At 59.9% G+C, this 26,767-nt stretch carries 19 protein-coding genes; 10 read left to right on the top strand and 9 right to left on the bottom strand.

All coding sequences use genetic code 11. The annotated features are described in order from the left end of the window. The first annotated feature begins 136 nt into the window (after positions 1-136). Both QKE19_RS08185 and QKE19_RS08180 read left to right on the top strand, forming a co-directional pair. Positions 137-1,426: an MFS transporter gene (locus QKE19_RS08185; RefSeq protein WP_048732299.1), complete on the top strand. Its 1,290-nt coding sequence runs from the start codon at positions 137-139 to the stop codon at positions 1,424-1,426. 129 nt (positions 1,427-1,555) lie between these two features. Then, entirely contained in the window at positions 1,556-2,521 is a 966-nt protein-coding gene (locus QKE19_RS08180; RefSeq protein WP_070595114.1) for a GDP-mannose 4,6-dehydratase, read from the top strand. A gap of 61 nt (positions 2,522-2,582) precedes the next feature. Here QKE19_RS08180 and QKE19_RS08175 read toward each other — a convergent pair whose 3' ends face one another. From QKE19_RS08175 to QKE19_RS08145, 7 genes are all read right to left on the bottom strand, one after another. Beyond that, positions 2,583-3,578, bottom strand: a complete 996-nt coding sequence (locus QKE19_RS08175; RefSeq protein ID WP_049172390.1) for a thioredoxin domain-containing protein — start codon at positions 3,576-3,578, stop codon at positions 2,583-2,585. A gap of 49 nt (positions 3,579-3,627) precedes the next feature. After that, positions 3,628-4,050, bottom strand: a complete 423-nt coding sequence (locus tag QKE19_RS08170; RefSeq protein ID WP_049172389.1) for a DUF2304 domain-containing protein — start codon at positions 4,048-4,050, stop codon at positions 3,628-3,630. Further along, positions 4,047-4,739 carry a glycosyltransferase family 2 protein gene (locus QKE19_RS08165; RefSeq protein WP_038629309.1) on the bottom strand — a complete coding sequence of 231 codons (693 nt, stop codon included), beginning with the start codon at positions 4,737-4,739 and terminating at the stop codon, positions 4,047-4,049. Before QKE19_RS08165 ends, QKE19_RS08170 begins: the two co-directional genes overlap by 4 nt. Before the next feature lie 23 nt (positions 4,740-4,762). Continuing rightward, entirely contained in the window at positions 4,763-5,584 is an 822-nt protein-coding gene (locus QKE19_RS08160; RefSeq protein ID WP_070604922.1) for a glycosyltransferase, read from the bottom strand. 74 nt (positions 5,585-5,658) lie between these two features. After that, a complete protein-coding gene (locus tag QKE19_RS08155; protein ID WP_347890768.1) occupies positions 5,659-7,014 on the bottom strand; it encodes a hypothetical protein in 1,356 nt (451 codons plus the stop codon). An 18-nt stretch (positions 7,015-7,032) separates the two neighbouring features. Then, the gene (locus QKE19_RS08150) at positions 7,033-8,493 is read right to left on the bottom strand and encodes a M1 family metallopeptidase (RefSeq protein WP_016421956.1); all 1,461 of its coding nucleotides are present in this window, start codon (positions 8,491-8,493) and stop codon (positions 7,033-7,035) included. 10 nt (positions 8,494-8,503) lie between these two features. Next, on the bottom strand, positions 8,504-10,678 hold the full coding sequence (locus QKE19_RS08145) for a prolyl oligopeptidase family serine peptidase (RefSeq protein WP_347890767.1): 2,175 nt from the start codon (positions 10,676-10,678) through the stop codon (positions 8,504-8,506). A gap of 82 nt (positions 10,679-10,760) precedes the next feature. On the opposite strand from QKE19_RS08145, the gene lpdA reads away from it, so the two are divergent. After that, positions 10,761-12,176, top strand: coding sequence for a dihydrolipoyl dehydrogenase (gene lpdA, locus QKE19_RS08140; protein ID WP_049189521.1), 1,416 nt, complete (start codon positions 10,761-10,763; stop codon positions 12,174-12,176). 233 nt (positions 12,177-12,409) lie between these two features. Here lpdA and ramB read toward each other — a convergent pair whose 3' ends face one another. After that, a complete protein-coding gene (gene ramB / locus QKE19_RS08135; protein WP_038629316.1) occupies positions 12,410-13,834 on the bottom strand; it encodes an acetate metabolism transcriptional regulator RamB in 1,425 nt (474 codons plus the stop codon). A gap of 214 nt (positions 13,835-14,048) precedes the next feature. Beyond that, on the bottom strand, positions 14,049-15,341 hold the full coding sequence (aceA, locus tag QKE19_RS08130; protein WP_016421960.1) for an isocitrate lyase: 1,293 nt from the start codon (positions 15,339-15,341) through the stop codon (positions 14,049-14,051). Between the two features lie 1,017 nt (positions 15,342-16,358). Here aceA and QKE19_RS08125 point away from each other — a divergent pair. The 7 genes from QKE19_RS08125 to QKE19_RS08095 all read left to right on the top strand — a co-directional run bounded on the left by QKE19_RS08125 (position 16,359) and on the right by QKE19_RS08095 (position 26,617). Next, positions 16,359-18,569: a malate synthase G gene (locus tag QKE19_RS08125; RefSeq protein WP_070643025.1), complete on the top strand. Its 2,211-nt coding sequence runs from the start codon at positions 16,359-16,361 to the stop codon at positions 18,567-18,569. Between the two features lie 260 nt (positions 18,570-18,829). Further along, positions 18,830-19,603, top strand: coding sequence for an HAD-IA family hydrolase (locus QKE19_RS08120; RefSeq protein ID WP_347890766.1), 774 nt, complete (start codon positions 18,830-18,832; stop codon positions 19,601-19,603). A 15-nt stretch (positions 19,604-19,618) separates the two neighbouring features. Then, positions 19,619-22,234: a glycosyl hydrolase family 65 protein gene (locus QKE19_RS08115; RefSeq protein ID WP_049172380.1), complete on the top strand. Its 2,616-nt coding sequence runs from the start codon at positions 19,619-19,621 to the stop codon at positions 22,232-22,234. 416 nt (positions 22,235-22,650) lie between these two features. After that, positions 22,651-23,391 (top strand): succinate dehydrogenase cytochrome b subunit, encoded by a 741-nt coding sequence (locus QKE19_RS08110; RefSeq protein WP_049189509.1) that lies wholly within the window; start codon positions 22,651-22,653, stop codon positions 23,389-23,391. Between the two features lie 19 nt (positions 23,392-23,410). After that, positions 23,411-25,429, top strand: coding sequence for a fumarate reductase/succinate dehydrogenase flavoprotein subunit (locus QKE19_RS08105; RefSeq protein WP_150963539.1), 2,019 nt, complete (start codon positions 23,411-23,413; stop codon positions 25,427-25,429). Then, the gene (locus QKE19_RS08100; RefSeq protein ID WP_016421966.1) at positions 25,429-26,178 is read left to right on the top strand and encodes a succinate dehydrogenase/fumarate reductase iron-sulfur subunit; all 750 of its coding nucleotides are present in this window, start codon (positions 25,429-25,431) and stop codon (positions 26,176-26,178) included. The genes QKE19_RS08105 and QKE19_RS08100 overlap by 1 nt, the downstream gene beginning before the upstream one ends. 40 nt (positions 26,179-26,218) lie before the next feature. Then, complete coding sequence (locus tag QKE19_RS08095) at positions 26,219-26,617, top strand: hypothetical protein (protein WP_049172374.1); 399 nt, start codon at positions 26,219-26,221, stop codon at positions 26,615-26,617. The last annotated feature ends 150 nt before the right edge of the window (positions 26,618-26,767 follow it).

Below are 26,767 nucleotides of genomic sequence, written 5' to 3'. Positions count from 1 at the left end.
CGCCACAGCACTAACCGACTCAGTTGCCCCGCCCCGCCTGCTCAACTATCTCGGCACACCTCTTGTGGTTAGCTCCGGTGGCTTAAATCTGCACCATTGTGCGTAAGGCGCTGGGGACCGTCGTAAAGTAAACGACATGTCTTCTCACGCAGGAACTAACGGCAATGAAAATGAGGTACCTCACGGCAGGGCCAAATCCAATAAAGGCACGCCGTTGTGGCTGCTCGCCGCAATTGCAGTTTTCGCCGTCGCGTGGGGTGGCAATGAATTCACACCGCTGATGGTGATGTACCGCGAAAACGCTGACCTGGCGCCGGTGTTCATTGACCTTCTATTGCTGGTCTACGCTCTCGGCATCGCGCCGGCACTGCTGATTTCTGGCCCAATCTCGGACCGTATCGGCCGTAAGCCGGTGATGCTCGCCGCGCCGGTGCTCTCGATTCTGGGCTCGACTCTCATCGCGCTGGGCGAGACCATCGCCCCGCTCATCCTCACTGGTCGTTTTATCTCGGGCTTGGCAGTCGGCATTGTCATGGCCGTGGGCGGCTCGTGGGTAAAGGAGCTTTCCGATCCACGCTTTGACCCCAAGGCCACTTCCACCTCGGGCGCGAAGCGTCAGTCCATGGCGTTGACCTTGGGCTTTGGCCTGGGTGCGGGTATTGCCGGCACGTTGGCGCAGTTCGCACCGCTGCCGGGGCAGTTGGCTTATATCATCCACATCCTGATTTCCATCCCAACGATCTTCGGTCTTGTGGCTGTGCCGGAGACCCGCCAGTCGCCGCACCTGGGCGGCAGCAACGCTCCGCACGAAAGCGTCTGGGAGTCTCTACACACCCCTTCGGTAACTAACCGTCGCTTCCTGCTCGTCGCCGCGATGGGAGCGCCGTGGGTCTTCGGTGCAGCCGGTGTTGCCTATGCAATCATTCCTTCTCTGCTTCAGGACCACGTCTCCCAGCCAGTGTTCTACTCCGCGATGGTCACACTGTTTGCGCTGCTCTGTGGTTTTGGCATTCAGCAGATTGGTCCACGCTTTGTAACCGAGCACAACGCCCGCGGCTCGCTGATCGCAATGGGCATTGTGGTTATCGGCATGGGAATGGCCGCATGGATGTCCACCAACCCCACCGCAGTGACGGCGTTTATTGCAGCGCTGGTGCTGGGCACCGGCTACGGCCTGGCCATGTTTACCGGCCTCAACGAAGTACAGCGCATCGCCGGCCCGCGCGACATGGCCGGGCTGACCGGTATCTTCTACTGCCTGACTTACATCGGCTTCGCATTCCCAGCAATTCTGACCAAGCTCTCCGAGTCCATCTCCTGGATGACCTACCCGGTCATGCTCGGTGGCGGTATGGTCATCGCCATCCTGATGGGCTTGGTTATTTTCTTCAATTCCACCGTCAACCTGCCACAGCGCGCTGAGTAATCTCGCATTCCCTGGAAGACTAATCAACCCCGTCAATGTGAGGTTGGCACACGTATAAGCGGCTTTCCTTACTAAGCGCCTATAGTTCTTCCTATGGAGAAGCACAAGAACGAATCACCGGCCACCGCGATGACAGAATCGTCGGCAAGCGCGAAACCGCGTGCGCTGGTGACGGGTGGTGCGGGATTTATCGGTTCGACGCTGGTTGACCGGCTGCTGGCTGAAGGGTACGCAGTCACGGCGCTGGACGATCTCTCCCACGGAAAGCTGGAAAACCTCCAGCAGGCATCGCTTAACGACGACTTTGAGTTCATAACCGCCGATGTGCTGGAGGTGGACTGGGACGAGCTGCTCGAGCAAAACCGTCCGGAGGTTATTTTCCACCTCGCAGCGCAGATTGATGTGCGGATTTCCGTGGCCGACCCGGTGCGGGATGCGACGCTGAACATCATTGGCACAATCAAACTTGCCGATGCGGCCCGAAAGCACGGTGTCCGCAAGGTTGTGTTTACATCTTCGGGCGGTTCCATCTACGGCACGCCGGAGGAGCTTCCGGTGTCGGAGAACGTGCCGGTCAATCCGATGAGCCCCTATGCCGCTTCAAAGGCGACGGGCGAACTGTACTTGAATATGTTCCGCAATCTTTATGGGCTCGAATGCTCGCACATCGCGCCGGCGAATGTGTACGGCCCGCGGCAGGATCCGCACGGCGAGGCCGGTGTGGTGGCTATTTTCGCCCAGCGTCTGCTGGCGGGAGAGGCGACCAAGGTGTTCGGCGACGGCGGAAATACCCGCGACTATGTGTATGTCGACGATGTGGTGGATGCTTTCTACCGCGCATCCGGCGAAGTCGGTGGCGGAATGCGCTTTAACATTGGCACCGGTGTCGAAACTTCGGATCGTCAGCTGCACTCGTTGGTGGCGCAGGCTGCGGATGCCGAGGATAACCCGGAGTTTGCACCGCCGCGCACTGGTGATGTGGCGCGGTCGGCGTTGGATCCCACGCGGGCGCGTGAGGTACTCGGCTGGGAGCCAGCTATGAGTATTCAGGAAGGTGTTGCTCGTACTGTGGAGTACTTCCGGAATCAGGGCTAGCGCAGCTTACGCGGGCGGCTTCGCGCAGTCGTCCGCGTAGGTTAGCCGTGAGTCAGCCAGGTTACTTGCCAGCTTCCTCCGCGCGCTTGGCGTGGATGAGAGCCAGCTCGATATTGTCCTCGAACACGTCGAGAGGCTGTGCGCCCGAGACGAACTGAGTACCAACGAGGAAGCCCGGAGTACCGGAAATGCCCAGCATGGAACCGAACTGGGTGGCATTCTCGACCGCCTCGGTCCACTTGCCGTCCTTAAGCTCCTTTTCAAAGCGCTTCATGTCCGGCACACCGGCCTCACGAGCGACGGCAATCAGTTCCTTTTCAGTGAACTCCGGGTGGCCCTGGCCCTTTTCGCCGGCCTTCTTAAACAGCGCACGGGAGAACTCCCAGAACTTGCCCTGAGCTGCCGCGGCACGGCCGGCCTCAGCGTCCTTGATGGCCTTCTCACCATTGATGGCCATATCGTTCCACTCCAGGCGGACCAGTCCCTCATTGACGTACTTTTCCACGAGGGCAGACTCGGTTTCGTTTGCGAACTTCGCGCAGAACGGGCATTCGAAGTCCGAGTAGATTGAGATTACGACCGGCGCATCCACTGCACCGAGAGCAAAAGGATCATTTTCATTGCGGCGGTGGACATTGTCCATATCCTCCGGGGACTTCAGCTGCGCTCCCGCCTTTGGGCCGTAGATGCTGGCGTCGAAAGAGCCATTCGGGCCAGGTACAGGCGCAATTTCCCCCTTGCCTGGTGCAACGCCCGCCATGTTGACGGTGCTCACGCCGTTGAAGCTAGCCGAACGCGAGCCAGCGAAGAAGCCCGCTGCGCCGACAACGATCAATGCGACGACAGCTAGCGCCCATGCGGCGTTCGGAATCGAGTACCACGACTTGGTTTTTCCATCACTGTCGGCAGACCAGGACTCCAAGTCCTGTTCAGTGGGTACCGGCTGAGAAGCCTGCTGGGGTTCCTGCTGTGTCCCCTGCGGCGCTGCGTCTGCCGAGGGCTGCTGCGAATCGCTGCTGTTGTCAGCGGCGATGTTGTCCTTATTTTCTTCGCTCATGGCTTCTATGGAACCACAGCCTCAGATTCACATGCGCTTAGCGTGCCGATTAGTCGGACGGAGCGTTGTTCTCGGCGTTCGTCGCGCTGTCTTTTTGGCTGCTGTTCTGGCTGCCCGAAATCACAATTTCTTCTTCCGGACGCACAGCGGTCTTCAAGGCCACTGCACGAGCCAGTCGCGCGTAGCGTAGCTCCTGTTCGCGGAAGCGAATGTAGGACGACACCGTGGTAAACACGAACGCCAACACCAGTACGTAGAGCAGCAAATCGGTGCCCCGGGTCACACCAATCCAGTTGGCCACCACGGTCAGATCGTCGGGACGCACGATTGCCCACAGGCACGCGATGACGAAAACGACGAATCCCAGTTTCACGCCCGCCTTGGCGCGCGCTTTACGACGGTTAGCGACGAAGTAAGCCACCAGGCCCACCATCGCCAGCAGCAAAATAATTTGAACGATGGATGCGGTCATGGCAGCCTCTTCGAAATCAGGGAGTCGGCAAGGATATTGACACCGTTGAACAAGGATTGCCCTTTGGACATGGAGTATTCCGTGTAGAGGATATCCACCGGCTGCTCAGCGGTACGCCAACCTCTGCTGTCCATGACCTCGACAAATTCGGAGGCATGGCTCATGCCGTTCATGCGCAGGTTCAGTTGCTCTGCCACCGTGCGGTTGAAGGCGCGTAGGCCGTTGTGGGCGTCGGTAAGCCCGAGCCGGCGCGTGCGTGGTGACAACATGACCACCGTCTTGAGGACAATTCGCTTAATCAGCGGCACCTGGTCATCCTCGGCGCGAGGGCGGCCGAAACGGGTTCCCACAATGATGTCGATTGGTTCGGTGCGCAGTCGCTGCACCATAGCGACGACGTCCTTGACCTGGTGCTGGCCATCGGCGTCGAAGGTGACAAAGTACTTCGATCCAGCCTGCGCGCGAGCGTATTCCACGCCGGTCTGGATAGCGGCACCTTGACCCAAATTGACAGGGTGGTTGACCAGGTGAGCGCCGGCCCTGTGGATCTCCAGGCTGGAGTTATCCGAAGAGCCGTCGTTGACCGCGACAATGTTGGGGAAGGTCTCGCGAGCGTGCTCGAGAACCTCACGAATAACCTGGCCCTCGTTGTAGCACGGCACAATCAGCCAGGTGTCCGAGAAATCCATGTTGTCAGTCATCGCTCCGAAGCCTACCGCACAAACAATCGTCGATATGCGCGTGACATGAGCTGAGTTGGCAAAAGTCGGAAAAGTGTCCGCACCGCCAAGTTAAATACCGCCCGCGGCCGGGAAATCAGTCCCTCAGCTACCAGCGTGCGCTGGAGCTGGCGTTCACCGCGGATGATGCCGCGCGAGGTTCGTCGCTCGAACATGCCGTCGGCGCGGAAGTACACCAGCGGCTCGGGCAGATTCTTAAACTTCGCGCCGGCGGCCATGAGGCGCACCCAGAGGTCATAGTCCTCCATCAGACGGATGTCGCGATATCCGCCGACCTCACGCACCTTCGCCGTGCGCAGCATCGAGGAGGGGTTATTTACAGGCGAATTGATCTTGATATAACGCGCAATCTCGGCGTGCGTCTGCGGCAGAGTCCGCACGCGCACCACATTGTTCGGCGTGCCCTCGAACTCCGCCATTGCACTGCCCAATACATCCAACTCCGGGTCAGCGGTCAGCGCGTCCCACTGCTTTTCAAATCGGTCCGCACGCGCAATATCGTCCGCATCCAGCCGCGCCACCCATGGTGTTTCCACCAGCCGAAGACCCGCCTGCGAAGCCACTCCCGAGCCACCATTTTCCGCACACCGCAGCACTGTCATCTCCGAATGCGCCTGTTCATGCTTGACGACGACCCGGTCGAGTTCCTGCCCAATCGGGCCATCGATGACCACAATGACGTGCGCGGCCGGACGCGTCTGGTTCCACAGCGACTGCAGCGCAGTATCGAGCTGGTCGGGGACGACGCGGTGGTAGACGGTCATGAGAACCGTGAGGTTAGTGATGGTGGACATGTGAGTCTCGAACCTTGGGAGTTGCAGGGAGATATGGACGGTGCTTTTTGGGACGGCATCGGATGCGGGTGGTGTTATTCCACCGCAAAAGCCTCCGATACGGCTGACCTGGCAGCACGTGGGGAAAGTGTGCGCAGCGCAAGCAGGTGAATGGCAACACCTACTGCAGAGCCTACGGCGATAGCCGCGACCGTGCGTACCGACAGGTGCCCAGGGAGGAAAAGAATGGCAACGGCGATCGTGGTCGCAGCCAACCAACCAATCAGATACATATGGTGCTTCTCCACTGCCAAGGTGACCGAGCCGGTAATCATCAACATGGCGGTCAACGTCGCACCGAGCGTCAGCGCCGCGAGCACCGGCCCGGACACGTGATAGCTATCGTCCAGGATGAGAGTCATGATCCACGGGCCGATGAGCCATGCCAGGCCCGCCCCGAAGGTGCCGAAAGCAGCCAGCGCCCCCAACGGCTTGGCCAGCGCTGCCAGCACGCCCTCGGAGCGATGCCGGACAAAGCTCACAATGATGGCGTTTTGGAACTTCTCCAAGGGCATGAGCAGCGGAGCGCGGGTCAGCGTTACGGCGTAGGCGATTCCCGCAATGGTCACTGCTGCGGTGAAGTTGTTGGCATGCGGCGGGGTAAGTGACTCGGCTATCCCGGCGCCAGTGGTGACCGCTTCGCCGGCAATCTTGACGATTGTCGGAAAACCTGTGACCAGCACAGCAGATGCGCCAGATGCGCCCATGGCCGTGACCATGAGAGTGATGAAGCGGCGCACCGGGACGTCGGCACGCGCGAACATGACCGAGCGGGTTGCCGAGGAAAACAGCGCGAGAATAAGCCAACTGACTGTCCCGAACACCGTAATAATCAGCCAGGCCAGCAGACCCCAGCCGAAGTACCAGGCGACGAGTGCCAGTGCTACGCGCACGAGAATGTCGATCATGATTAGGGCGGCGTAGGGGCCCCACAGCTGGCGGCCGCTGAGCAGACCCGAGGTGGTGGCCTGCATCGAGTACAGAGCAAGGCCAGAGGCCATGAGCAGAATTGCAGTGCCGGCATCATCCTGCACGACCAGTGGGGCCCACAGCGGACCCGTCACTGCCATGGTGATGAAAGTAACTGCGGCGACGCCCAGCGAAACCGTGATGGGACGAGCGCCGAGAGTTTGACCCGCTTCCGAGGCTTCCTGCTCCTGGCTCTGCCCCTGCTCTCGATCCCGCTCCCGCGATTCCGCAGCACCGATTGCGCGCGTGGTCTCCTGCATCAGCCCGCCGAGAACACCCGTGAGCGCGAAGAAAAGCCCCCAGAACGCCACGAACTGCAGGTTTACCGCATTGGGAAGTGCGCGGGCCGAGATAATCAGCACCGCGAAGCTGCCTATCGCCGCGACAATCGTGGCCAGCGACAACCATTTGAAACCGGACATTGACGTGCCTCTAGCTCTCTAGTCCTTGGCCTTCGAGTAGCCGAGCTTTTCAAACTGAGCGGCCAGTTCCTCATCCACGATTGGAGCACCATTATCGTCGATGCCCTGGTCAGCAGGGGAGCGCGTCGGATCAGTGGGGAAGTCCGGCAAGGAGCTGCGTGACAGCCAGGAGTCAAAGATGACATCCAGGTGCGAGGTGGTGATGCCACGCTCGCGGCATACACGGTTGGCCAGTGCGCGGAAGTCCACTGCATCGACCACACTGTGGCGGTTGGTGGTGGTCCACTTGTGCACCAGGTCGAAGAACACCTCGTCGCCCAGCAGCAGACGCAGAGCGTGCACAGTCAGCGCGCCGCGCTTGTACAGACGGTCGTCGAACATCAGCTTGGGCCCTGGGTTGGCGATGACGATGTCCTGATCATCTTCAAGCAGGTCCAGGTAGTGCTTGCGGGCGTGCACATCCGCGCTGGCACCGCCGCTGACCTCGGACCACACCCACTCGGAATAGCAGGCAAAACCCTCGTTGAGCCAGATATCGCGCCACTGCGAAATGCCGACACTGTTGCCGAACCACTGGTGCGACAACTCGTGGGCAATCAGTCGATTCCACGTGTCCTTGCCGTCGGCGTGGTTGGCTCCGAAGATGGACAGACCCTGTGCCTCGATGGGGATCTCCAGGTCGTCTTCACAAATGACCACCTGGTAGGCACGGAAGGGGTAAGGGCCAAAGAGCTTGGCGAATTCATCGAGCATGCGTCCCTGGTCGCGGAAGTCGTGGCGGGCATTTGCCACCAACTCAGAGGGCACCCAGGCCACTACGGTCGAGGTCTGGCACGGCAGCTCGACCTTCTTAAACTGGCCGACATTGATGGTGGCCAAGTAGGAGGCCATGGGCTCCTCGGTGACAAACCGCCAGCGGCGGCGCGATCCGCCCACGTTCACCGGAGCGTCGGCAAGCCCTGGTGCGACGACCTCGTAGGGAGCGTCGGTGACCATCGTGAACTCGTAAAATGCCTTGACCTCGGGATCGTCATCGCAGGGGTACCACGACGCCGCGCCCACCGGCTGCGATGCCACGAGTGCACCGTTTTCGAGTTCCTCCCAGCCAATTTCGCCCCACTTCGAGCGCACCGGACGTGGCGTGCCCGAGTAAGTCACAATCAGCCGCAGCGTCTCGTCGGGAGCCAACTCGCGGTCAAAGGTGACGCGCAGCTTGCGTCCCGAATGGCGCCAGCGCTTTACATCGATTGAGTGTGCCTGCGAATCGGAAATCGCATCCACCGAATCGACCCCCAGCGCATCCGCAAAGTCGAGCGTGATGTGTGAGGTCCAAGCATTGATTTCGATATGCAGAGTCGCCGTCGCCTTCAGACGATTCGGCCCGACCCGATAATCGAGGTCCAGCTCGTATTTGTTCACCCGGAAACCCAGGTTGAACGCAATACCGGTATAAGGATTAGTGAAATCAGCGCTACTCACGGCTGTTACCTTACTTGAGCTTGTTCCACAGCCACGTAGATATGAGTGCCTCGACGAACGCGACCTGCGAATTATCCGCCGCGCCCGCGTGCCCGCCCTCTGTGTTTTCGTGATAGTCCACCGGCTGTCCCGCTTCCTCCAGCAGCCACGCCAGGCTCCGCGCATGCGCTGGGTGGACGCGGTCGTCCCTGGTAGACGTCGTAATCAACGCTGGTGGGTAGGCGCGCTGCTCTCGCTTGACGACGCGCTGGACCGGCGAATACTGCGCAATCGCAGCCCGCTCGGTGGGGTCGTCCGGGTTTCCATATTCGGCCATCCAGGAGGCTCCCGCGGACAGCTTGTGATAGCGCATCATGTCCGCCAGTGGCACCTGGGACACCACTGCGCCCACCAACTCCGGGTAGGAGGTTAGGCAGACAGCGGTCAGCAGCCCGCCGTTGGAACCACCGCGCACGCCCAGCTGCTCGCGCGTGCAGTAGCCGCGTTCAACCAGGTCGCGCAGCACGGCCTGATGATCCTCATAGACCCTCATCCGCTCAGTCTTGACCACCGAGGAGTGCCAGGTCGGGCCGAATTCGCCACCGCCACGCAGGTTGGCCTCCACGAAGTACCCGCCCCGCTCGAGCCAGGTCAGGCCACGAATCGCCGAGTACTGCGGGACCAGTGAGACCTCGAAACCGCCGTAGGCGTGCACGAGGGTAGGGGCTGGGTTCGGAGCGGGTGTGGCTGTGGTTGTCTCTGCACTAGCGCCTGCGTCAGCACTTGCACCAGCCCCCGCGCCGAAGCGACCGGTGATGCGATACGGAATCCGCGTGCCATCGGCCGAAGTCGCCCAGTGCTGCCGCGTCTCCATCCCCTCACTGTCGAAGAGCGCCGGAGCACGCCGCACTTCCGTGAGCGGGCTGCCGACCTGCCCGTACCAGAGGGTTGCCGGCTGCGTTGCCGACGTCGAAACCAACCAGATCTCATCGTCGCGTTCAGAGGCTGTATCAATCACGCTCACAGTGGCTTGCGCAGGTAACTCGCCGAAAGCCTCCACCGGCTCCCACGAGCCCTCCCGCAACACGACCAACTTCGTCGCGACATCCTCCAACAGCGTCAACACCAGGAAGTTCTTCGTCCACGCCAGCTGCTGGAACGAGGTGTGCGCATCAGGGGTGAAAATCACCTCCACCTCACGCGAGCCCGCCAGCCACTTATCGAGCTCCACAACGGCCACGCCACCAGCCGGAATGCCATTGAACTCCGTGCGGGGCATCAGCACCAACCACTGCCGATGGACACTCGTGCGACAGTCCTGCGGCACCTCCAGGATCTGCAGGGAAAAGTCCCCATTCTGCTGCGCCGCCAACTTGCCCGGACGCTCCGCTGCCACGAACCGCTGCGAATTATAAAAATCATGCGCACGCTCGACAAACAGCCGCTCGAAACCCTCCGTCGCGTCGAACCAGCCGCCCACGGCCACATCATCACTGTGGCCTGAGAAAATCACATCCGCGCTTGACGACGGCATGCCGCGCCGCCACCGACGCACCTGCCGCGGGTAGCCCGAATCCGTCAGTGACCCCGGACCAAAGTCACTGCCAACGAGAATTTCGTCACGACCCAACCAACAGACATCGGACTTCGCCTCCGGGAGGTAGAACGACTCATCCTCGACAAAAGTGCAGTTGACGAGGTCAAACTCCCGCACCACAGTGGCATCGGCGCCGCCGCGAGAGAGCAGAATCAACGCGCGGTCATACTCCGGATAGCGGCACACCGTGCCCTTCCAGACCCAGTTTTCTCCCTCGGCTTTCGCCAGCGCATCGAGGTCGATGAGAGTTTCCCACTCGGTCGCCTGCGGATCTTCCTGGCCAGCCAGATAGCTCTGCAACGACGTCCGCCGCCACAGGCCCCGCGGATGCTCGGCATCCCGCCAGAAGTTATAGAGGTACTCGCCGCGCCGCACCGGGTATGCGATCCGGGCATCGGTGTTGAGCGCAGCCAGGATGCGTTGTTCCAGGTTGGTGCGGTCGCTGGTGTCGTCGGCAAGCGAATCGACGCCTGCGACGGTGGCCTCCGACTGCGCGCGGGCCCACGCCAGCGCCTGGGAGCCGTCGATATCGTCCAGCCAATCGGGGACAAGGTCAGTGGAGAGGAAGGAGAGATTGTTGCCCAAGTCGGTGTCCGTGTCGGTGCCCATGCCCACCACCGTAGCCGACCGCAGTAGGTAAAACCGGGACTCGCGCGTGAAGTAAAGACAAGTCGTGCGTAGACTTGTGCACGTGGCTGAACATTTTGATCTTGTAGTACTCGGCGGCGGTCCTGGCGGATACGTCGCAGCAATCCGTGCATCCCAGCTGGGCCTGAAGACTGCTGTGGTGGAGAAGCAATACTGGGGCGGTGTCTGCCTCAACGTTGGCTGTATTCCATCCAAGTCTCTGTTGAAGAACGCCGAGGTGGCGCACATTTTCAACCATGAGGCTAAGACCTTCGGTATCTCCGGCGATGTCTCCTTTGACTTCGGTGCCGCACACGCGCGTTCGCGCAAGGTGTCCGCGGGCATCGTCAAGGGTGTTCATTTCCTGATGAAGAAAAACAAGATCACCGAAATCAACGGTTTCGGTGAATTCACTGGCCCGACCTCCATGGCCATCACTGATGGCGATGACAAGGGCAAGGAAATTACCTTCGACAAGGCGATTATTGCAACCGGCTCTGTCGTCCGTTCTCTGCCGGGCGTTGAGGTCGGCGGCAACATCGTTTCCTACGAAGAGCAGATTCTCTCCGACGAGCTGCCGGACTCCATGGTTATCGTCGGCGCTGGCGCCATCGGTATGGAGTTCGCATACGTCTTGGCTAACTACGGCGTGGACGTCACCATCGTCGAGTTCATGGACAACGTTCTGCCGAACGAGGACGCAGACGTCTCCAAGGTTATTGCCAAGGAATACAAGAAGCTGGGCGTCAAGCTCATGACCGGGCACAAGACCACCTCCATCGTGGACAATGGTGACTCGGTTGAGGTCAAGGTCGAGGCCAAGGATGGCGGCGACGAGCAGACTCTGACCGTCGACCGCGTTATGGTCTCCATCGGCTTCGCACCGCGCACCGAGGGCATCGGCCTGGACAAGGCCGGTGTTGAGCTGGGCGAGCGCGGCGAGATTGTCATCGACGAGTACATGCGCACCAACGTCGACAACATCTACGCCATCGGTGACGTCACCATGAAGCTGCAGCTGGCACACGTCGCTGAGGCACAGGGCGTTATCGCAGCTGAGCACATGGCGGGACACGAGACCGAGACCATCCCGGACTACAACATGATGCCGCGCGCAACCTTCTGTAACCCGCAGGTTGGTTCCTTCGGTAAGACCGAGGCGCAGGCCAAGAAGTGGGCAGAGGAGAACGGCCGCGAGATTAAGGTCTCCACCTTCCCGTTCTCTGCAAACGGTAAGGCCCAGGGTCTGGCGGAGCCGGCTGGTTTCGTGAAGCTCATTGCAGATGCCGAATACGGCGAGCTGCTGGGTGGCCATATGGTGGGTGCCAACGTTTCCGAGCTCATGCCGCAGCTGGTTCTGGCTGAGAAGTACGAGCTGACCACTGAGGAAATCGGCCGCGCCGTCCACATTCACCCGACCATGTCCGAGGCTATGAAGGAAGCAGCTGAGGGCGTTATGGGCAAGATGATCAACCTGTAAGAGGTTGTGGCTTTGGCCTGGGGCCAGTTTTCGCTGGTCCTGGCTCTCACTGGGCTGGTTCCGGTTCAGGCAAATACGAGTTAGTGCTTAAGTTTATGACAGTTTGACCGTGAAAATCGGTGCGAAAGTGTCATAAACTTAAGCACTTTCTTTTTGGGGTCTTCCTTTTTGGGTCTTCCCCCGCGAACCAAGCCCCCGCAAACAGGCCAGCCCTGCGCCCGTCGTGAAGCGAACTAGTACGGCGAGACGGTGGAGCGGTGCATGTTGATGTCGATATCGCGATGAATCGGCGGGAACGCGCGCTGCGGACAGGCCTCGCGGGAGCAGACCCTGCAGCCGGCACCGATTGGAGTGGCGGCGTCGAGGTCCGCGAGATCGAGACCATCGGCGTACACGGTGCGCTCAGCGTGACGGGCCTCGCAGCCCAAACCGATGGCAAAAACCTTACCTGGCTTGCCGAAACGTGCCGCGTGATGCTCCACGGTCCGCGAGATCCACATGTACGGCCGACCATCCGGCATGAGCGCGACCTGCCGCATGACTTTGCCGGGGTAGGAGAAAGTCTCGTAGACGTTCCACAACGGGCAGGTACCGCCCGAATGCGTGAAGTGGAAGCCCGTGGCGGATTGACGTTTGGACATGTTGCCCGCGCGGTCGACGCGCACGAATGTCCACGGGATACCGCGCAAGCTGGGGCGTTGCATCGTGGACAGTCGGTGGCAGATGGTCTCGTAGCCCACGCCGTAAGTGCGCGACAACAGCTCGATGTCGTAGCGTTTCGACTCCGCCATCGCATGGAACGACTCATACGGCAGAATCAGCGCCGCCGCGTAATACGTCGCGACTCCGCGCTGCGCCAGCTTCCGCGACTCCTCCGACATGAAATGCCCGGACGCGACAGCCTCGGAAATGGTCTCGCCCTGCTCCAAAAACCCCAGCTCCGTGGCCATGCGGAAGGCCCGCTGCCCCGGCGAGAGGTGCCGCGCGAGGTAGAGCGTCTTCGTCCGCCGATCAAGGCTGTGCTGCACATCGCCTAACGACGATTCCAGCGCAATCCGAATCCCATGGTCGTTGGACAGCCTGTCGGCCAGCACAGAGACCACATCGGTGGTCTCGTCGGTGATGCGCAGCTCGCGGGCCAGCTCCTCAGCGGCGGTGTCGACCGAAGCGATGTAGTTCTGGCGAGCGTAGAAGTAGTCGCGGACCTCCTCATGAGGCATGGTCAGCGCCTGTGAACCGGAGGCGGTGTCGGTGCTGTTGCCGAAGTTGCGCTCCTCGGTGGCCAGAGAGAGTTTGTCCGTGACGTTGCGGTAGCGGCGGTGAATGTCCACCATGATGCGGGCGATGTCGGGATGGTCGCGAACCATTTCCGAGATCTCCTGCAGGTCCATGGGGGACTTAGCGATCTCCTTGTCCATCACCACGTCCTGAACCTCAGCGAGGAGGCGGGAGTCGTCATCGCGGGAGAAGAAAGTCGCGTCAACGCCGAATGTGTCCGTGATGCGGAGCAGAACAGGAACGGTTAGTGGGCGGACGTCGTGCTCAATCTGGTTGACGTAACTAGCCGAGAGGCCCAACGCCTGCGCGAGCGCGGCCTGGCTGAGGTCGCGCTCGCGGCGCAGCTGGCGGAGACGGGATCCGACATAGGTTTTCGACATACTGCCCAGCATATCGCGGGCTTTGCTGAACTTGTGTAGAAAACCGTTGCAACCTTTGCTTGCGTGTGTAGGTGCTGAGGTTCTCAGGCACGCTTCACGACGGCCCGGAGTCGACATGTCGATAAACACACAAAAACACCCAGCGAGGGCTGCAAGTGCAACCCTCGCTGGGTGTTGAAGTTAGGTCCTTGACCTAAGCCCTAAGCCGAGTGACTTAGAACTGACCCTCCTCGGTGGAGCCCTTCAGGGCGGTGGTGGAGGAGTTCGGGTCGACGGTGGTGGCGATGCGGTCGAAGTAGCCAGCGCCAACCTCGCGCTGGTGCTTGACAGCGGTGAAGCCGCGCTTCTCGGCAGCCTCGAACTCGCGGTTCTGCAGGTCGACGAATGCGGACATCTGCTCGCGAGCGTAGCCGTAAGCCAGGTCGAACATGCCGTAGTTCAGAGCGTGGAAGCCAGCCAGGGTGATGAACTGGAACTTGAAGCCCATCTTGCCCAGCTCGTTCTGGAACTTGGCGATCTCGTCCTTCTCGAGGTGAGCGGACCAGTTGAAGGACGGGGAGCAGTTGTAAGCCAGGAGCTGGTCCGGGTACTCAGCCTTGACGCCCTCAGCGAACTTCTTAGCCAGCTCGAGGTCCGGAGTACCGGTCTCCATCCAGATCATGTCAGCGTACGGAGCGTAGGACTTTGCACGCTCAATGCACGGCTCCAGGCCGTTCTGGACGTGGTAGAAGCCCTCGGAGGTGCGGTCGCCGGTGATGAACTTCTGGTCGCGCTCATCAACATCGGAGGTGATGAGGGTAGCGGCCTCAGCGTCGGTGCGGGCGATGATGACGGTCGGGGTGTTGGAGACGTCAGCAGCCAGGCGAGCAGAGGTCAGGGTGCGGATGTGCTGCTGGGTCGGGATCAGGACCTTGCCGCCCAGGTGGCCACACTTCTTCTCAGAAGCGAGCTGGTCCTCCCAGTGGGTACCAGCGGCACCAGCGTTGATCATAGCCTTCTGCAGCTCGTAGACGTTCAGAGCGCCACCGAAGCCAGCCTCACCGTCAGCGACGATCGGCAGTAGCCAGTTGTCGACGGAGTCGTCGCCCTCGATACGAGCGATCTCGTCTGCGCGGAGCAGAGCGTTGTTGATGCGGCGAACGACGTTCGGCACGGAGTTGGCCGGGTACAGGGACTGGTCCGGGTAGGTGTGGCCGGAGAGGTTAGCGTCACCAGCAACCTGCCAACCGGAGAGGTAGACAGCCTTCAGGCCAGCGCGAGCCTGCTGAACGGCCATGTTACCGGTCAGTGCGCCCAGAGCGTTGATGTAGGAGTCGTCCTTAACGTTGACGCCTTCCCACAGGATCTCAGCGCCGCGGCGAGCGAGGGTGTTCTCCTCGACGACGGAGCCCTGGAGCTCAGCAACCTGCTCAGCGGTGTAGTCGCGGGTGATACCTTCCCAGCGCGGGTTCTCGTCCCAATCCTTCTGGATTTCGGCGGCGGTACGTGCCTTACCAACGTTAGACATAAACGGAGTCACTTCCTTTTGCTTGCTTTTTGAACTCCGGGTGCTGACTTAAGAACAATTCCGACAGAACCGATCTACAGGCTGACCCGATAGTGACCGCGGTGTCACGTGAATGCAGGGGGCGCTAGCAAAGTGCTGTACCCCTGCACACAAACACGCGAACAAAAACAATGTCCGCTTCCGCGTGCCATGCCTCACATTTTGGGGCATAGCGCTACGTTCGTCAAGCAGCTTCCGATGTGAATTCAAGTATGTAATACGGATAACACTTGTGAAGATTGCAAACATTGTGATGTGTAGCTTGGCTTTAACAATTTTCGCCTGTGACCGGCCGGTACATTTGTACTGTTAATTCCCTATGGCTGGCTCGCTAATAATGTTCCCCCCGCTTTGGGGTGATTTATATTTTGGTAATTATCAAAGCTGGCCGTTAACGGTGTTTGGGGTTTAGGGGGTGTTTCGCTACCCCCGAAATTATGGCCGTAAAAGTAGAAACGGGCTTCTAAATACACTGTCGTTACACCGTCAATACCCCGCCGGAGCATCCCTGGATAGTGGTCAGGGGCTCGGTTGTCATCTCGCTTTTATGGTCTGGTTTGAAGGTGGAGGCTGTAGCGACGCGATTGGTTGCTGGCCGTTCATACGCAGGTCGCAATAGTAAATGTCTGTGAGGCGCGACACTTTCCCATTGCATGTGGTGTTCCGTGGCTGGAGGAAAGAGTGCCGGGGATACTGCGGTCAATGTGGGTGGGGGAGGGCTGGTTGTGGCGTCAGGATTAAATGCCCGAATGGTCATCGGGGAGGGGGTGGGGTCTGTTCGCGGGGTGCTCGTCGTAAAGCGAATGAAATGGCAAATGTGAGCGGCGTTATACCGGGCTGGCGGTTGGCGGTTATGGAAAAAGACGGTTCATAAGTGCGCCGAATCACATACAGTAGGGGAACAACGCATCCAGTGTGAGCCGCTGACGTGGCCGTGACTGGATGGGCAAATTGCAATCAATAGTTTTGAGGAGAGCAATGGCACAGCGTATTTCGGCAGGTGGAATGCAGGTCGCGAAGGTTCTTTACGACTTCGTTAATGACACCGCACTCCCCGCCGCCGGCATAGAGGACAAGGACGCGTTCTGGAACGGCTTCGGTGACATTGTCGCTAAGTACACTCCGCGCAACCGCGAGCTGCTGGCCAAGCGCGATGAGCTGCAGGAAAAGCTCGACGCTTGGTACAAGGAACACCCGGGCGAGCAGAATCAGGATGAGTACGTCGCATTCCTGAAGGAAATTGGCTACCTCGTTGACAACCCGGGTGACTTCCAGGTCACCACCGCTAACGTCGACACCGAGATCACTTCCACCGCTGGCCCGCAGCTGGTTGTGCCGGTCCTCAACGCCCGTTTCGCCATCAACGCTGCGAACGCACGCTGGGGCTCGCTTTACGACGCGCTGTACGGCACCAACGCTATTCCTGAAGATGGCGGTGCGGAGAAGGACACCCCGGGCTACAACAAGGTCCGCGGTGACCGCGTTATCGCATGGGGTCGTAACTTCCTGGACAAGGCTCTGCCGCTGGTCGACGGTTCCCACGCGGACGTCACCTCTTACGACATCGTCGACGGTCACCTGCAGGCAACCCTGGAAGGCGGCGCTACCTCCGGTCTGCGCGAGCCGGAGACTCTGGTCGGCTACACCGGTGACAAGGACGCGCCGGAGTCCATTTACTTCAAGCACAACGGTCTGCATATCCAGCTGCTGATTGACCCGGAGTCCCCGGTTGGCAAGACCGACAAGGCTGGCGTCAAGGACATCATCCTGGAAGCCGCTGTCACCAACATCATGGATCTCGAGGACTCTGTCGCCGCAGTTGACGCTGCAGACAAGACCCTGGGTTACACCAACTGGTTGGGCCTGAACGTCGGTGACCTCGCAGTCGAGTTCACCCGTGGCGGCAAGAAGCTGTCCCGTACCATCAACGACGACCGCACCTACACCGCTCTTGACGGTTCCGAGGTCACCCTGCACGGTCGTTCCCTGAACCTGGTCCGTAACGTCGGCCACCTGATGCAGAACCCGGCCATCCTCGACCGCGACGGCGAGGAGATTTTCGAGGGCATCATGGATGCCGTCGTCACCGCTGTGTGTGCAATCCCGGGCCTGGATCAGGACAACGCACGTAAGAACTCCCGTACCGGTTCGATCTACATCGTGAAGCCGAAGCAGCACGGCCCGGATGAGGCTGCATTCACCAACGAGCTGTTCGCAGACGTTGAGAAGCTGCTGGGTCTTCCGCACAACACCCTGAAGGTCGGCCTGATGGACGAGGAGCGTCGTACCTCCGTCAACCTGGACGCCGCCATCAAGGCTGTTTCCGAGCGTGTCGTCTTCATTAACACCGGCTTCATGGACCGCACTGGTGATGAGATCCACACCTCCATCCAGGCTGGTCCGATGTTCCGCAAGGCTGTTCAGAAGACCGCTCCGTGGATGCTGGCTTACGAGGACAACAACGTCGACTCCGGTCTGGCACACGGCCTGCAGGGCAAGGCTCAGATTGGTAAGGGCATGTGGGCCATGACCGAGCAGATGGCCGAGCTGCTGGAGCAGAAGATCGGTCAGCCGAAGCAGGGTGCTTCCACCGCGTGGGTTCCGTCCCCGACCGGTGGTGTGCTGCACGCTACGCACTACCACGAGGTTGACGTCTTCGGCGTTCAGGACAAGCTGCTTACCGACGGTCGCCGTGACACCTTCGGTGACCTGCTCACCATCCCGGTAGCGGCAGCTAAGGCTGGCGAGCCGGGCGCTGACTGGTCCGATGAGGACAAGGCCAACGAGCTGGACAACAACTGCCAGTCCATCCTGGGCTACGTTATCCGCTGGGTTGAGCAGGGTGTTGGCTGCTCCAAGGTGCCGGACATCAACGATGTTGACCTGATGGAGGACCGCGCTACCCTGCGTATTTCCTCCCAGACTCTGGCTAACTGGCTGCTGCACGGTGTTGTCACCGAGGAGCAGATCATCGATTCGCTTCAGCGCATGGCCGAGGTCGTTGACCGCCAGAACGAGGGCGATGAGGCATACCTGCCGATGGCTCCGGACTTCGACAAGTCCATTGGTTTCCAGGCTGCCAAGGAGCTCATCCTCGATGGTGTGAACCAGCCGTCCGGTTACACCGAGCCGATCCTGCACCGCCGTCGCCTGGAGTTCAAGAAGCGCGAGGGCATCGACCAGGATTAATTCTTGGTCGGGCTGCGGCTGCCGAGCCTGAAATAACAAAATAGATATCCATACTGCCGGTGTGTAGGTGGTATTGGCTAACCTCTGATGCCAATTCCGCATGCGCGCCGGCAGTTTTGTTTTTGGGGGAAGCGCACCATGATTCTCAGATTCGAGATACCCGGGTTCGCAAGCGGGGCAGGGGCAACGTTGCTAGCGTTGATTGGGAAGTTAATTGAGAATATGCAGTCTGCAACGTCCAAGGAGCTGCGACCCCCCCCATGACTAATTCCACGACCGACAGTGCTACCAACCTCGCTAAGGCCAAAGAATTCCTCCATAGCGCGGGCGCAATCCTCTTTGACCTCGACGGAGTGATTACCCCTACCGCCGATGTGCACGAGCAGGCGTGGGCGGACATGTTTAGTGACTACTTCGAGCACAAGGGTGTCTCGGCCTACACAGAGGAGGACTACTTCACCTACCTCGATGGCCGCCGCCGCGATGAGGGCATCGCAGCAATCCTGGAATCTCGCGGCATTTCGCTGCCGCACGGTAGCGATGAGGACACAGCGAAAGACGAGACGATTGTCGGGCTCGGGAAGCGCAAAAATGATGACTTCTTGGCGCGAGTCGAGAGGGGAATTGAGGCCTACCCGGGGTCGGTTGCGCTGCTCGACGAGTTACAGGGCGCGGGGGACTCGTCGGCAAGCGAAAAACCGCAGTTGGCGGTGGTTAGCTCGTCGAAGAACGCGGTGCCGGTGCTGACGGCCGCTGGGCTGCGTGAGCGGTTCGTGGAGATTGTTGACGGCGTGGTGGCGCATGAGAACAACCTGCCGGGTAAGCCAGCCGCCGATACTTTCGTGTACGCGGCGAAGAATCTGGGGGTGGCGCCGCGCGATGCTGTGGTGGTCGAGGATGCCATCAGTGGTGTGCAAGCGGGTGCAGCCGGCGCATTTGGTCTGGTCATTGGTGTTGACCGCGGTGCTGGCGCAGGAGCACTGCGCCGAGCGGGCGCCGACGTTGTGGTCAGTGACTTGGCGGCACTCGTCTAGGCTGGCTCGTGACAAATGGCTGAGACAAAACCGGAAGGCATCATGGCCAACGATTCGACCACGGCAGCAGTCGACGAGACCGAGCGTGTGATTCCGCAGGGGCAGGGTCACGACGCGGAGACCGCCGAGGCTGAAAAACAGGAGGAGACGGTGTCCCCAGTTCGTCGTAAGCAGCGTCGTAACTTCCCGGCGGATCGTGCGGATAAGCACCACCACCTTGTAAATGCCGAGGGACTCATGGACCGAGACATCACTCCGGTCGATGAGTGGCGTCTGATTGAGACGAAGCCGAACGGCCTCCCGCTCGGTTTGGGCGAGACACTGTTTGCGCTGTCGAACGGGTACATCGGCATGCGTGGCAACCCGCCGGAGGGCCGTGACTCCAGTGAGCACGGCACTTATATCAACGGTCTGCATGAGACCTGGCCGATTAGGCACGCCGAGGACGCCTACGGCCTAGCCCGTCAGGGGCAGACGATTGCCAATGCTCCGGACGCCAAGGCAATGCGTCTCTACATTGACGATGAGCCCCTGCGTCTCGGCAATGCTGAGGTCAGCGACTACGAACGTAGCCTGGATTTCCGCGAGGGCGTGCTGCGTCGTCGGTTCATTTGGCGCACCCCGGGTGGCAAGCGCGTTCGCGTCACCTCTGAGCGCATGGTGTCTTTCCAGGAAAAGCATGTCGCCGCGATGAGTCTGGAAGTCGAGCTGCTGGATGCGGATGCTGCGGTGATGATTAACTCGCAGATCCTCAACCGCCAGGACGGCGAGGACGAATACCACGATGCCGCCAAGGCGCAGGGCACTGAACTGGATCCCCGTCGCGCCGAGGCGCTGGAAGACCGCGTTCTCATTCCGGCATTTCAGTCGGAATCGGCGCACGGGCAGCGCTCGACGCTGGGCTACCGCTGCGCGAACTCCGGTATGACCGTGGCTACCTCCATGGACCACACCTTTACTGTCCGCACTCCCGACGGCACGGAGCCGTTCGTAGAGATTTCGCAGTCGACCGAGCCGGATGTGGCCAGCTCCCTGTTCAACCTGGATGCGCCAGTCGGCACTGTCATACGCCTGGAGAAGCTGGTCGCGTACCACTCCTCCCGCAAGGTGCGTGCCGAAGAGCTGGCATTCCGCTGTGAGCGCACCCTGAACCGCGTCGGTCGCATCGGCATGCTGGGGCTGATGGAGAACCAGGAGGAGTGGCTCGAACGCTTCTGGGAGCGCTCTGACGTGGTCATTTACAATCAGCCGGAGATTCAGCAGGCAGTGCGCTGGAACATTTGGCAGATTATCCAGGCCGCCGCCCGCGCCGAATTCCAAGGCGTCCCGGCCAAGGGCATGACCGGCACCGGCTACGGCGGCCACTACTTCTGGGACACGGAAATCTACGTGACCCCATTCCTTACCTATACGTCGCCGCAATTCTCGCGCAATGCCATGCGTTTCCGCTGGGACATGCTCGAAGCCGCGTGGGCGCGTGCCGACGAACTGGCGCACGACGGTGCCCTCTTCCCGTGGCGCACTATCAATGGTCAGGAGTCCTCGGCCTACTTTGAGGCCGGCACGGCGCAGTACCACATCGATGCGGACATCGTGTACGCGATGATGAAGTACGTCTATGCCTCCGGCGATGAGGAGTTCCTGCTCAAGGAGGGCACGGATCTGCTGCTCGGCACGGCCAGGTTTTGGATGTCGCTGGGATTCTTCGATGCCGAACAGCGAGAGTTCCAGATTCACAGCGTCACCGGTCCAGATGAGTACAACACGGTGGTGAACAACAACCTGTACACCAACGTGATGGCGCAGTATAACCTGCGGGTTGCTGCGGACGTCGTCAAGCAGATGAAGCGTGATCGCCCTGCTGCCTATCGCGAACTGACCAACCGCTTCGACCTCACCGAGCGAGAGGTTGAAGAATGGGAGCAGGCTGCTGAGGCGATGTACATCCCGTTCGATGAGAAGCTCGGCATTCACCCTCAGGATGACCAGTTCCTACTGCGTAAGCGCTGGAATCTCGACGATCCCGAGGTCGGACCCCTGCGCCCGTTGCTGCTGCATTACCACCCGCTGACGATTTACCGTCACCAAGTCATTAAGCAGGCGGACGTCGTCCTCGCACTGTTCCTCATGGGCAATCGCTTTACGACGGAACAAAAGCGCGCAGACTACATGTATTACGATCCGCTCACCACTGGTGATTCCTCGCTGTCCGCCGTTGTGCAGTCCATTGTTGCGGCCGAGTTGGGCTTGCAGGAGCAGGCAATGGACTTTTTCCTCCGCGGACTCTATGTGGACCTGGCGAACTTGCATGGCAACGCTGCCGATGGTGTCCACGTCGCATCTGCCGGTGGAGTGTGGCAGTCCCTGGTCTATGGCTTCGGTGGTTTCCGCGACCACGATGGCCGCTACAGTATCGATCCGCGTCTGCCGGAAGACTGGAGTGGTCTGACGTACCGAGTCACTATTCATGGTTGTCGTATCCGGGTGACGGTGCGTGGCCGCACGGTGGAAGTCGTCCTGGAGGAGGGCGACCACCAGGTTGGACCGATTATGGTCGCGGGCCATGAGGTGATCGTTGGTCCGGAGCCGTTGACCGTGGTGATGGCGAACTCGGATCAGAGCGAGGATTAGTCGGACGGCTTCGGCTGTACACGGTGCCAATGGGGGGGGGATTGCCTGTTGGGGGTGGCTGTTTGGGTTCTTTGGGGAATTCGGCAGGGGTAAAAATAAAGAATTTCGCAACATAATTATTGAGTATTAAAACCGTCCACCTGAGAAAAGTGGGCGGTTTTTTATTTTCGTGCTATTTATGTTGCGTTATTAGCTGGTTTGGGCAGGTAAAAAATCGGCAAAAGTCGGGGTAGGGGCGTTTTTATGGTGGGGAAGAGGATTTATACAGCGACGACATCAGAAGTGGCTAAAATGCGATAACCTGAGAAAAGGCGGAGAAAAGACCTAGGTAACCTGTGAAAATCCCCACCCAAAAGGGGGAAAAATGTTTACCAGGCGCTGTGTGACTTTAGAGTGAATATGACACTGGAGGTGCCATGACTGTTAAAAGTTCAAACCGTGACGCAATCGCGCACGGCAAAATTAATGTAGAACCGCTGCGCGAGCAGCCTAAATACCCCTCATGGGCTCTGAAGCTGACCATGGCCGTCACTGGCGTGCTGTTTGGCCTCTTCGTTATTGTCCACATGCTGGGTAACCTGAAGATTTTCGCTGGCGAGGAAGACTTCAACGCATACGCGACCTTCCTGCGCACTGTCGGTGCTCCGGCAGTTCCGAACGAGGGCATTCTGTGGATTTTCCGCATTGTCCTGCTGGTAGCTATTGTCCTGCACATTTTCGGTGGCCTCACCCTGGCTGCACGTGCAAAGCAGTCCCGCGGCAAGTTCCGCCGTCAGGGCATGGTGTCCAGCTGGAACACCTTTACTGCACGTTCGATGGTGATCACCGGCATTGTGCTGCTGGCCTTCATCATCTTCCACCTGCTGGACCTGACCATCGGTGCTGGCGTTGCTCCGTCTTCTTTCGAGCACGGTGAGGCATACCAGAACGTGGTTGCGTCCTTCTCGCGTCCGGGTGTTGTTGTTTGGTACATCATTGCGCAGCTCGCTCTGCTGCTGCACCTGTCCCACGGTCTGTGGACCGCTACTTCCGACCTCGGTATCACCGGTAAGCGCTGGCGCAAGGTTCTGCTGTTCCTGTCCGGCCTGCTGCCGCTGCTGGTTGTTGTCGGCAACATCTTCATCCCAGTCGCCGTCCTGACCGGTCTGGTCTCGTAGGTCGAGGAGGAAATTTACTATGACTAACACTGAAGCAACCGTCGCTGCGGACTTCCGCGCGCCGGAAAGCGCTGTCGACGGGGTCAAGATCGGCAAGGTTCTGTCCGATAACTCCCCGGGTGACAAGGTCTCCATGAAGGACCACTGGCAGTACCAGAAGGATCACGCCAACCTGGTTTCGCCGCTGAACCGTCGTAAGTTCCGCGTCATGGTCGTCGGTACCGGCCTGGCTGGCGGCGCTGCCGCTGCTGCCCTCGGTGAGCTCGGCTACGACGTGCAGGTTTTCACCTACCACGACGCTCCGCGCCGTGCGCACTCCATTGCTGCACAGGGTGGTGTCAACTCCGCTCGCGGTAAGAAGGTCGACAACGACGGCGCTTACCGCCACGTCAAGGACACCGTTAAGGGCGGCGACTACCGCTGCCGCGAGAACGACTGCTGGCGTCTGGCTGTCGAGTCCGTCCGCGTCATCGACCACCTGAATGCAATTGGTGCTCCGTTCGCTCGCGAGTACGGCGGTACCCTGGCAACCCGTTCTTTCGGTGGTGTGCAGGTCTCCCGTACGTACTACACCCGTGGTCAGACGGGTCAGCAGCTGCAGCTGTCGACTACCTCGGCTCTGCAGCGTCAGATTGGTCTCGGCAACGTCGAGATCTTCACCCACAACGAGCTGGTTGACATCATCGTCGCCGACGGCCGTTGCCAGGGTGCCATCATGCGTAACCTCATCAATGGTGAGCTGACCGTTCACACTGCTCACGCAGTTATTCTGGCTACCGGCGGTTACGGCAACGTCTACCACATGTCCACGCTGGCCAAGAACTCCAACGCTTCGGCCATCATGCGTGCATACGACCAGGGTGCTTACTTCGCATCCCCGTCCTTCATCCAGTTCCACCCGACCGGTCTTCCGGTCAACGCGCACTGGCAGTCGAAGACCATTCTGATGTCCGAGTCGCTGCGTAACGACGCACGTATTTGGACCCCGAAGAAGAAGGGCGACGAGCGCCCGGCCAACGACATCCCGGAGGACGAGCGCGACTACTTCCTGGAGCGTCGCTACCCGGCATTCGGTAACCTCGTCCCGCGTGACGTCGCTTCCCGTGCCAACTCTCAGCAGATTAACGCCGGCTACGGTGTTGGTCCGCTGAAGAACTCCGTCTACCTGGATCTGCGTGACGCAATTGAGCGCCTGGGCCAGCCGGTCATCAAGGAACGCTACTCGAACCTGATTCAGATGTACGAAGAGGCAATCGGTGAGGACCCGTACAAGGTTCCGATGCGCATTGCTCCGACCTGCCACTTCACCATGGGTGGTCTGTGGTCTGACTTCAACCAGATGACCTCCATCCCGGGTCTGTTCACCGGTGGCGAGGCATCCTGGACCTACCACGGTGCAAACCGCCTGGGTGCAAACTCCCTGCTGTCCGGTTCGGTCGACGGTTGGTTCACCCTGCCGTTCACCATTCCGAACTACCTTGGCCCGCTGCTCGGTACCGACCGCCTGGATGAGGATGCCCCGGAGGCCAAGGAAGCACTGGACCGCGCTCAGGCTCGCCTGGACAAGCTGATGAGCATCCAGGGTAAGCACGGTGCTGAGTACTTCCACCGCCAGCTCGGTGAGATTCTCTACCGCGACTGTGGTGTGGCCCGTAACAAGGAAGACCTGGCTCGCGGTATCGAGGAGATCCGCGAACTGCGTAAGGCATTCTGGTCTGACCTGTTTATCCCGGGTGAGCCGAATGAGATGAACCAGCAGCTCGAGTACGCTAACCGTGTTGCTGACTACATCGACCTCGGTGAGCTCATGTGTGTCGACGCCCTCGACCGCGATGAGTCCTGCGGTGCTCACTACCGCGATGACCACATCTCCGAAGATGGCGAGGCAGAGCGCGATGACGCTAACTGGTGCTTCGTTTCCGCATGGGAGCGAGGCAACAATGGTCCTGCATGGGATCTGTCCGGTCACGAATTCATTCGCCACGCCGAGCCGCTCACCTTCGAAGCCGTCCCGCTCATGACAAGGAACTACAAGTAATGAAACTGCACCTTGAAATCTGGCGCCAAGCAGGTCCGAACGTCGAGGGACACTTTGAATCCGTTGACGTTGACGACGCCGTCGCAGAGATGTCGATCCTGGAGCTGCTTGACCACGTCAACTCCAAGTACGTCGAGTCCGGCAAGGAGCCGTTCGCGTTCGCATCTGACTGCCGTGAGGGTATCTGTGGTACCTGTGGTCTGAACGTCAACGGTCGTCCGCACGGCCCGGGCCAGAACACCCCGACCTGTCAGCAGCGTCTGCACCAGTTCAGCGATGGTGACACCCTGAAGATCGAGCCGATGCGCTCCGCCGCATACCCGGTCATCAAGGACATGGTCGTTGACCGCTCCGCTCTGGACCGTGTCCTCGAGCAGGGTGGCTACGTCTCCATCAACGCTGGTACCGCTCCGGATGCAGATACTCTGCACCTGAACCACGAGACCGCTGAGTTCGCACTTGACCACGCAGCCTGCATCGGCTGTGGTGCTTGTGTCGCAGCTTGCCCGAACGGTGCTGCACATCTGTTCACCGGCGCAAAGCTGGTTCACCTCTCCCTGGTCCCGCTGGGTAAGGAAGAGCGTGGCAAGCGTGCCCGCAAGATGGTTGACGAGGTCGAAGGCACCTTCGGTCCGTGCTCCCTCTATGGTGAATGTGCTGACGTCTGCCCGGCCGGTATCCCGCTGACTGCGGTTGCCGCCGTTACCAAGGAACGAGCTCGTTCGTTCTTCCGCGGTAAGGACGACTAAACTCTTTCTCGATTAGAGTTTTCCAGAAGGGACATAGATTATGGCGAATGCAGTCAAGCGTTACCAGGGCGAAGAGCACTTCGTCGACGGTTACGTGCCTCAGAGCATGAATGCCGAATACTCCTCGCTTCACAAGAGCATTACCTGGATTGGCATGGGACTCATGCTCGCCTCACTGGCGGCTTGGGGCACCTTCATTTTCGGTCTCGCAACGACCGTTTTTGCCGACCAGACTGCTGCCTCTCACAGCAATGGTTTCCTGGCTAAGGATGCCGCCAACTACACCGACTACACCGGTGGTTGGAACTTCGACGGCAGCGTGTTCATGTGGGCTGGCCTGGTAGTTGCACTGGTTATGGTTATTGCGGGTGTGGCCTGCATCTCCATCGGTCGTCGTGACTACAAGGCTTACCGAAAGGAATTCGGCACTCACCACTAAAGGCTCGCCCCAGTTTAAAGGGGCTCGCCTCTAGTCGGATGCAACGCTAGCCTTTTGAACTAGCACCTCCACAGTTGATGCCACCGTGCACAGTGTGCTGAGGTAGGGAAGTACTGAGAAGTACCTCTCTCACCAACAGCGGACTGCGGC

It is taken from the genome of Corynebacterium sp. c8Ua_99 (assembly GCF_039907185.1).
Taxonomy (GTDB): Bacteria; Actinomycetota; Actinomycetes; order Mycobacteriales; family Mycobacteriaceae; genus Corynebacterium; species Corynebacterium jeikeium_D.
Note: the sequence above shows the minus strand (reverse complement) of the source record. Positions and strands in the feature narration are given on the sequence as shown.

Coding starts and splice junctions, on each gene's coding strand:
- QKE19_RS08160 (WP_070604922.1), bottom strand. CDS start 5,584: ATGTCCACCATCACTAACCTCACGGTTCTCATGACCGTCTACCACCGC.
- aceA (WP_016421960.1), bottom strand. CDS start 15,341: ATGTCTAACGTTGGTAAGGCACGTACCGCCGCCGAAATCCAGAAGGAT.
- QKE19_RS08180 (WP_070595114.1), top strand. CDS start 1,556: ATGACAGAATCGTCGGCAAGCGCGAAACCGCGTGCGCTGGTGACGGGT.
- QKE19_RS08175 (WP_049172390.1), bottom strand. CDS start 3,578: ATGAGCGAAGAAAATAAGGACAACATCGCCGCTGACAACAGCAGCGAT.
- QKE19_RS08185 (WP_048732299.1), top strand. CDS start 137: ATGTCTTCTCACGCAGGAACTAACGGCAATGAAAATGAGGTACCTCAC.
- QKE19_RS08125 (WP_070643025.1), top strand. CDS start 16,359: ATGGCACAGCGTATTTCGGCAGGTGGAATGCAGGTCGCGAAGGTTCTT.
- ramB (WP_038629316.1), bottom strand. CDS start 13,834: ATGTCGAAAACCTATGTCGGATCCCGTCTCCGCCAGCTGCGCCGCGAG.
- QKE19_RS08095 (WP_049172374.1), top strand. CDS start 26,219: ATGGCGAATGCAGTCAAGCGTTACCAGGGCGAAGAGCACTTCGTCGAC.
- QKE19_RS08100 (WP_016421966.1), top strand. CDS start 25,429: ATGAAACTGCACCTTGAAATCTGGCGCCAAGCAGGTCCGAACGTCGAG.
- QKE19_RS08170 (WP_049172389.1), bottom strand. CDS start 4,050: ATGACCGCATCCATCGTTCAAATTATTTTGCTGCTGGCGATGGTGGGC.
- QKE19_RS08120 (WP_347890766.1), top strand. CDS start 18,830: ATGACTAATTCCACGACCGACAGTGCTACCAACCTCGCTAAGGCCAAA.
- QKE19_RS08145 (WP_347890767.1), bottom strand. CDS start 10,678: ATGGGCACCGACACGGACACCGACTTGGGCAACAATCTCTCCTTCCTC.
- QKE19_RS08165 (WP_038629309.1), bottom strand. CDS start 4,739: ATGGATTTCTCGGACACCTGGCTGATTGTGCCGTGCTACAACGAGGGC.
- QKE19_RS08105 (WP_150963539.1), top strand. CDS start 23,411: ATGACTAACACTGAAGCAACCGTCGCTGCGGACTTCCGCGCGCCGGAA.
- QKE19_RS08155 (WP_347890768.1), bottom strand. CDS start 7,014: ATGTCCGGTTTCAAATGGTTGTCGCTGGCCACGATTGTCGCGGCGATA.
- QKE19_RS08110 (WP_049189509.1), top strand. CDS start 22,651: ATGACTGTTAAAAGTTCAAACCGTGACGCAATCGCGCACGGCAAAATT.
- QKE19_RS08115 (WP_049172380.1), top strand. CDS start 19,619: ATGGCTGAGACAAAACCGGAAGGCATCATGGCCAACGATTCGACCACG.